Source organism: Arthrobacter sp. K4-10C (assembly GCF_059090085.1).
Genome location: NZ_JBNHFI010000004.1, coordinates 330,273 through 338,382 on the forward strand (window position 1 = coordinate 330,273; position 8,110 = coordinate 338,382).

4 protein-coding genes are annotated in these 8,110 nt (G+C 64.2%); 3 read left to right on the top strand and 1 reads right to left on the bottom strand.

Translation table 11 applies throughout. From position 1 onward, the window contains the following. Positions 1-168: 168 nt before the first annotated feature. Genes AC5RUU_RS07705 through AC5RUU_RS07715 form a run of 3 tightly spaced genes read left to right on the top strand, consistent with a single transcriptional unit; the run spans position 169 to position 7,725 of the window. Entirely contained in the window at positions 169-2,211 is a 2,043-nt protein-coding gene (locus tag AC5RUU_RS07705; protein WP_493974608.1) for an alpha-1,4-glucan--maltose-1-phosphate maltosyltransferase, read from the top strand. Beyond that, complete coding sequence (treS, locus tag AC5RUU_RS07710) at positions 2,208-4,004, top strand: maltose alpha-D-glucosyltransferase (protein ID WP_493974609.1); 1,797 nt, start codon at positions 2,208-2,210, stop codon at positions 4,002-4,004. Before AC5RUU_RS07705 ends, treS begins: the two co-directional genes overlap by 4 nt. Position 4,005: 1 nt before the next feature. Further along, on the top strand, positions 4,006-7,725 hold the full coding sequence (locus AC5RUU_RS07715; RefSeq protein WP_493974610.1) for a 1,4-alpha-glucan branching enzyme: 3,720 nt from the start codon (positions 4,006-4,008) through the stop codon (positions 7,723-7,725). 126 nt (positions 7,726-7,851) lie between these two features. Here the strand turns inward: AC5RUU_RS07715 and AC5RUU_RS07720 are convergent. Next, positions 7,852-8,110: hypothetical protein (locus AC5RUU_RS07720; RefSeq protein ID WP_493974611.1), on the bottom strand; the 259-nt coding region annotated here is incomplete at its 5' end.

Here is an 8,110-nt window from a genome sequence, read left to right on the forward strand (position 1 = left end):
TGGGCGGCCGGAACCAGCTTTGGGTTTCTTTTGGGTAAATGACAAGGGAGTGGAGGAAATGACGTGCGGCGTGGCGGAATTAGTGAGCAGCCTTAGCAATCTTCGGCATTTCTCGCTAACGTCGAGCCTGTGACGACTAACTCAGGAACCAGTGCCGCAACAGAGATAATGTCAAGGGGATCCATCACCGAGGGACTGCGGTTCGGACGTTTTCCGATCACTGCCGTGCAGCCCGTCGTTGAGGGTGGAAAGTTCCCGGCCAAAGCCCTTCCGGGCGAAGGAATCGTGGTGGGTGCCACCTGTTTCCGGGAAGGACACGACCAGCTCGGCGTCAGCGCCGTCCTCCTGGACCCGTCGGGTGCCGAGCGCCAGCGCGTCCGGCTCACGCCGCCGCGCGGGGAACGCGGCATGGGGACCGACCGCTGGGAAGGCATCCTCACGCCGTCGGAAACCGGGCAGTGGTCCTTTCTCATCGAAGCCTGGCACGACCGCTATGGCACGTGGCACCACAACGCCGAGGTGAAGATCGACGCCGGCGTTGATGTTGAACTGATGCTCGCCGAGGGGGCGGCGCTGCTCTCCGAAGCCGCGGGCGACGAGTCCCGCAGCGAGGCGGACCGGGACGCCCTCCGCCGGGCGGCCGACACACTGGCAAACCAGTTCCTCAGCACTGAGGAGCGGCTCGGCGCCGGCTTTGGCCCCGAGCTGGCGGACATCGTGGCCCGCCAGCCCATCCGCGAACTGGTGACTGTTTCCGAGAAGTACCCGTTGAATGTTGAGCGTGACCGTGCCGGGCGCGGCGCCTGGTACGAGTTCTTCCCACGTTCGGAGGGCGCCGTCAAGGACCACTCCACGGGCACGTGGACCTCCGGAAACTTCCGCACTGCGGCTAAGCGGCTGGACGCCGTGGCAGCCATGGGTTTTGACGTTATTTACATGCCGCCCATCCACCCCATCGGCGTGAAGCACCGCAAGGGGCCCAACAATACGCTGGTTGCCGGCCCGAACGACCCCGGTTCGCCCTGGGCAATCGGGGCTGAGGAAGGCGGGCACGATGCGATCCATCCCGACCTCGGCACGTTCGACGACTTTGACGCCTTCGTGGCCCGGGCCAACGAACTGGGGCTGGAAGTTGCCCTTGACCTGGCCCTGCAGGCCGCGCCCGACCACCCGTGGGTGACGTCCCACCCGGAGTGGTTCACAACCCGCGTTGACGGCAGTATTGCTTACGCCGAGAACCCGCCCAAGAAGTACCAGGACATTTATCCGCTCAATTTCGATAATGACCCCGAGGGCCTTTCGAATGAAATTCTGCGGATTGTCCTGCTGTGGGTCAGCCACGGCGTAAAGATTTTCCGGGTTGATAACCCGCACACCAAGCCCGTGTGGTTCTGGGAATGGCTGATCGGAGAAGTTAATAAGGCAGTCCCGGGAGTGGTGTTCCTCGCGGAGGCGTTCACCCGCCCGGCCATGATGCACGCCCTGGGAAGGGCCGGGTTCCAGCAGTCCTACACCTACTTCACCTGGCGCAACACCAAGAAGGAAATCGAGGACTACTTCCACGAAGTAAGCCACGAATCACCGGCGTTCTTCCGCCCCAACTTCTTCGTCAATACCCCGGACATCCTCACCCCCTACCTTCAGTTCGGCGGCCCGGCCGCGTTCCGGATCAGGGCGGTGCTCGCCGCCACGGCCAGCCCGCTGTGGGGTGTCTACGCCGGTTACGAGCTGTACGAGCATGTGGCCCGGCCGGGAGCCGAGGAGTACATCGACAACGAGAAGTTCGAATACAAGGCACGCGACTGGGACGCCGCAGCCGAATCGGGGCGCACGCTGGCTCCGCTCATCACCCGGCTGAACCACTTGCGGCGGGACCATCCGGCGCTGCTGGACCTGCAGAACCTGACCGTCCACCAGAGCACGGACGATGCCACGGTGGTGTACTCCAAGCACAAGACCCTGCCAGACGGTTCCAAGGACACCCTCATTGTGGTGGTTAACGTGGACCCGCACGTCACCAAGGAATGCTCAGTCAAACTCGACCTGGCCGCACTTGAGCTCGACCCGCAGGACCTGACCGCAAACGGGGGCTTCCATGTGGACGACCTCCTCTCCGGGGAAAGCTGGGAGTGGGGCGAGTACAACTACGTGCGCCTCGACCCGCATCTTGAGCCCGCGCACATCCTGAGCGTGAGGAGAATGCATCAGTGAGTTTTAATCCGCAAAGTTCGGGCCAGCACTTCACTCCCAAGAGCACATTCGAGCTCAACGCCCCGGGCCTTCAGCATGATCCGCTGTGGTACCGGAAGGCTGTGTTCTACGAAGTACTGGTTCGGGCTTTTGCGGATGCCAACGGCGATGGGTCCGGAGACTTCTCCGGGCTCATCGACCGCCTGGACTACCTGCAATGGCTGGGTGTGGACTGCCTCTGGCTGCCGCCCTTCTTCCAGTCACCGCTACGGGACGGCGGCTACGACATTTCGGACTACAACTCGGTCCTGGACGAGTTTGGCACCATCAGCGACTTCAAGCGCCTGGTGGCCGAGGCACACGCCCGTGGGGTGCGCGTGATCATCGACCTGCCGCTGAACCACACCTCGGACCAGCACCCGTGGTTCCAGGAATCCCGCAAAGACCCCGAGGGCCCCTTTGGGGACTTCTACGTGTGGAGCGATACGGACGAGAAGTACCAGGATGCCCGCATCATCTTCGTCGATACCGAGGAGTCGAACTGGACGTTCGACCCCATCCGGCGGCAGTTCTTCTGGCACCGGTTCTTCAGCCACCAGCCGGACCTGAACTTCGAAAACCCAAAAGTGATCGACGCGCTCTTCGACGTGGTGCGGTTCTGGCTCGACCAGGGCATCGACGGTTTCCGCGCGGATGCAATCCCTTACCTCTACGAGGAGGAGGGGACAAACTGTGAAAACCTGCCGGCCACCCACGAGTTCCTCCGGAAACTGCGGGCCATGGTGGACGAAAGCTATCCCGGCAGGGTCATCATCGCCGAGGCAAACCAGCCGCCCAACGAAGTGGTGGAGTACTTCGGCACGGAAGAGGCTCCGGAATGCCACATGGCGTTCCACTTCCCGATCATGCCGCGCCTCTACTACGCGCTCCGGGACCAGAAGGCGGCGCCCATCATCGAGACCATGAAGGACACCCCGGACATTCCGGAGGGCGCGCAGTGGGGAACCTTCCTGCGCAACCATGACGAACTGACCCTCGAAATGGTCACGGCCGACGAACGCGCGGCCATGCTCGGCTGGTACGCGCCCGATCCCCGGATGCGGGCCAATATCGGCATCCGGCGCCGGCTGGCGCCGCTGCTGGACAACTCGCGTGCGGAGATTGAACTGATCAACGCGCTGCTCCTGTCCCTGCCCGGCAGCCCGTTCCTGTACTACGGGGACGAAATCGGCATGGGGGACAATATCTGGCTGGAAGACCGGGACGCGGTCCGCACGCCCATGCAGTGGAACCCCGACCGGAACGCGGGATTTTCCCACGCGGACCCGGGCAAGCTGTACCTGCCTCCCATCCAGTCGCTGGTGTACAACTACAGCATGGCGAACGTGGAGGCCGAAGCCGCCCATTCCGGTTCCCTGCTGCGCTGGACCCGGCAGATCCTCAGCGTCCGCAAGAACCATGCGGCGTTCGGCCTGGGCGGGTTCAGGCACCTGGAGGCCGACCACGATGCCGTCCTTGCCTATCTCCGGGAACTGCCGGATGGCAACAGCGCAGGACTGGACGGGGAAACCATCCTGTGCGCCTTCAACCTTTCGCAGCACCCCGTGGCAGCCCGGCTGCGGGTTCCCGAGTACGCCGGGCGCGGGCTGCGGGACGTCTTCGGGGGGCAGGCGTTCCCCGGAATCAACGACGACGGAACGTTGACGCTGACCCTGGGCAGCCACGATTTCTTCTGGTTGCGCGTGCGGGCGGCGTCTTCGAACCCGTCGTCGCCCTACACCCAGGCCATGCCCATCCTGTCGATAGAGGAGTGACATGAACCAGCCTATTCTCACCCCCGCCCTGACCGCGCTTCTCCAGGAATGGCTGCCGAGGCAGCGCTGGTTTCCGGTAAAGACCCCCGACTTCGAGATGTCCCAGGCAGGAAGCCTGGGGCTCGAGGACCCCGCAAAGCACGCAGCGCTGTCCGTGTTTTTGCTGAACATCACCACGCATGGTCCGGACGGCGGCAAACGGACAACCGTGGTCCAGGTTCCGCTGAGTTTCCGGCCCGCGCCCGCCGCAGGCATGGAACGCGCGCTTGTGGGCCAGGCTGCCGGGACAGACCCGTCACGGCCGTGGGTTTACGACGCCGTCCACGATCCCGACTTCGTCGGCGGCTGGCTGGAGCTTATCCGGCAGGAAACAAAGGCCCCCAGCGGCACGGCGGGAGGCTTCAAGGTGGCCGGAAGCTACCGGCTGCCCACAGCGCGCGGCGTTGTGAAGGTCCTGTCCGGGGAGCAGTCCAACAGTTCAGTCATAGTGGACGACGGCGAATCGGCCGCGATCGTGAAGTTCTTCCGGGTGTTGTCCGAGGGCGCCAATCCGGAGGTCGAAGTGGGTTCGGCACTGACGTCCGCCGGGACTTCCGAAGTGCCTGCCACCCTGGGATGGGTGCGCGGCGAATGGCTTGCGCAGGGCAGGACGGCGTCCGAAGACAAGGGTACCCGCCGGGTCCAGGGCGAGTTGGCTGTGGCCCACGAGTTCCTGGCCGGCGGCCGGGACGCCTGGCGGCTCGCCGTGGATGCCGCCCGGTCCGGGACGGACTTCACTGCAGAGGCAAAGGCCCTCGGTGCCGCCACCGCCACCGTGCACCGCCGGCTCGCTGAAGCCCTGGGGCAGTCCGCCGAAAGTGAACCCGGCAAGGTAATTGCGCCGGGAGTAGCACAGCGCGTCCGCCAGGCATGGGCGGAAGCCGGTCCCGCCGTCGGGCCCTACGACCAAGAACTGGAGGCACTGCTGGAAGGCCTCGACGGCGTGTCCACGGGACCGCTGCAGCGGATCCACGGCGACCTCCATCTGGGCCAGATCCTGCAGGTTCCTGCGCCGGATGGACCAGGCCGGTGGGCCATCCTCGACTTCGAAGGTGAACCTCTCCGGCCCATCGCCGAACGGAACGTCCCCGACGTTCCCCTGCGCGACGTCGTCGGCATGCTGCGGTCCTTCGACTATGCGGCAGGAGCGGCACAGCGGGAGCAGGAAGGCGCACAGGTGCCTGAGTCCTGGGTCGATGACTGCGCTGACGCGTTCCTGGCCGGGTACGCGAGCGTCACGCCCGGAACAGTGGACCGGAACGCGCCACTCTTTGTGGCATTGTGGCTGGACAAGGCACTGTACGAAGTAGTTTATGAAATGCGTAACAGGCCCGACTGGCTGGCGATCCCTGTGAACGCCTCCAGGCGGCTCCTTAGCGGTAACAGCGCCGGCGACCACGCCGGGGCAGCATCGGAAGGTAACGAAATGACAGGCTCAGCACGAACTGACCGGCCAGGGACGCCGCTGCAGGTGGACGACGGCACCCTGGGAAAGATCGCAAACGGTGAACACCACGCCCCGCATTCGGTTCTGGGCGCGCACCTGGACGACTACGGCCATGTCACCATCCGTACCGTGAAGCACCTTGCGGAAGCAGTCAGCGTCATCACCTCCGCAGGCGAAACTCCCATGGAGCATGAAGCCCACGGGGTGTGGGTGGCGGTTCTGGAACCGCTTCAGCACGGACATGTGCCTGACTACCGGCTGTCGGTCACCTACCCCGGCGCCGAGCCGGTGACGGTGGACGATCCGTACCGCTACCTGCCCACTGTCGGTGAAGTGGACCTGCACCTGATCGGTGAGGGCCGGCACGAGAAACTGTGGGAAGTGCTGGGCGCCCACGCCCGGCATTACAAATCATCACTGGGAGACGTTGACGGCGTTTCCTTCTCCGTCTGGGCTCCGAACGCCCAGGCCGTCCGGGTCAAGGGCGACTTCAACGCCTGGGACGGACGCGAGAACTCCCTCCGCTCCCTGGGCTCCTCCGGCGTGTGGGAACTCTTCATTCCCGGCGTTGCGGCAGGCGCTTGCTACAAGTTCGAAATTCGGACGAAAGCCGGTTACTGGGTGGAAAAGGCCGATCCCCTGGCCTTCGGTACCGAGGTTCCCCCGCTGACGGCGTCAAGGGTGGTGGAGTCCTCCTACGCCTTCAAGGATGACGAATGGATGGAGGCCCGCTCCCAGCGGGACCCGCACAACTCAGCAATGAGCGTCTATGAGGTGCACCTCGGATCCTGGCGCCTGGGGCTGGGATACCGCGAGCTCGCCAAGGAACTGGTGGACTACGTCAAATGGCTGGGGTTCACCCACGTGGAGTTCATGCCCGTGGCGGAGCACCCGTTCGGCGGCTCCTGGGGCTACCAGGTCACCTCCTACTTCGCGCCCACGTCCCGCTTTGGCCACCCCGACGAGTTCCGGTACCTGGTTGACACGCTGCACCAGGCGGGCATCGGCGTGCTGCTGGACTGGGTCCCTGCGCACTTCCCCAAGGACGCCTGGGCCCTTGCCCAGTTCGACGGCGAGCCATTGTACGAGCACGCCGACCCGAACCTCGGTGAGCACCCGGACTGGGGCACCCTGATCTTTGACTTCGGCCGCACCGAAGTACGCAACTTCCTGGTGGCCAACGCCCTGTACTGGCTTGATGAGTTCCACATCGACGGCCTGCGGGTGGATGCAGTCGCCTCGATGCTGTACCTGGATTACTCCCGCGAGGACGGCCAGTGGCAGCCCAACCGCTTTGGCGGCCGGGAAAACCTGGAGGCAATCTCCTTCCTGCAGGAAGTCAACGCCACGGTGTACAAGACGCACCCGGGTGCCGTGATGATCGCCGAGGAGTCCACCGCGTTCCCCGGGGTTACAGCCCCTACCAGCCATGGCGGCCTGGGATTCGGCCTCAAGTGGAACATGGGCTGGATGCACGACTCCCTCAAATACGCATCCGAGGATCCCGTCAACCGCAAGTGGCACCACGGCACCGTCACGTTCTCCATGGTCTACGCCTTCACGGAAAACTTCCTGCTGCCGATCAGCCACGATGAGGTCGTGCACGGCAAGGGTTCGATGCTGCGCAAGATGCCTGGCGACCGTTGGCAGCAGCTCGCCAACCTCCGCGCCTTCCTCGCGTACCAGTGGGCGCACCCCGGCAAGCAGCTGATTTTCATGGGCACCGAGTTCGGCCAGGAAGCCGAGTGGTCCGAGCAGCACGGTCTCGACTGGTGGCTTGCGGACATTCCCGCACACAAGGGCCTGCAGCTCCTGACCAAGGATCTAAATGAGCTGTACAAGAGCACACCGGCGCTCTACACCCGGGACAACGAGCCCGGCGGCTTCCAGTGGATCAACGGGGGAGACGCGGACCACAACGTTCTGTCCTTCATCCGCCGGGACGCGGACGGCAACCCACTCGTCTGCGCCATCAACTTCTCGGGCGGGCCGCACGTCGGCTACACCCTGGGAGTCCCGACGGCGGGGCAGTGGACGGAAGTACTCAACACAGACCATGCCATCTACGGCGGATCCGGTGTTCTGAACGACGGCAAGCTCAAGGCCACGGACGAGGGCCAGGACGGGCAGCCCGCCACGCTGACGGTCACCCTGCCTCCGCTTGGCGCAGCATACTTCAAGCCGGGTGCAGGTGCCCCGGAAGTATCGGGGCCGGGCGTAACTGGCATCGCTTAGTTTGCCGGCTCGAACCACTCGAACAGCCCGGGGTCCGTGTGATTCCGGGCTGTTCCGTGTCTTGCCGCGCGCTGACCTGGCTGGGTCTAGCCGGGAGTTGGCCATCCCGGGCAAGTGGTGGTAAAGTTAGTTTCCGCGCTGGTCCACAGAGTCAGCCGGAAAACCCGACCAAGAAGCTTGAAGCTGATGAAGGTCGCGGGCGCCGGTTTGACAGGAGTGAAGCCAGCCGGTAAGTTTGAAAAGTTGCTCCGGAGCGATCTTGGACCGTGTGGTTTGGGTGGTGCCGGGTGTGTCTGTTGTTTGAGAACTCAATAGTGTGCCAAGTTTGTTGATACCGATTGTTTTTTGATTGGTTGAATTGATCGGGCTGCCCGCCCCTGTGGGT

What these genes read in the sequence shown, in the direction of transcription:
- AC5RUU_RS07705 (WP_493974608.1), top strand. Translation starts at nt 169, where the DNA reads ATGTCAAGGGGATCCATCACCGAGGGACTGCGGTTCGGACGTTTTCCG.
- AC5RUU_RS07715 (WP_493974610.1), top strand. Translation starts at nt 4,006, where the DNA reads ATGAACCAGCCTATTCTCACCCCCGCCCTGACCGCGCTTCTCCAGGAA.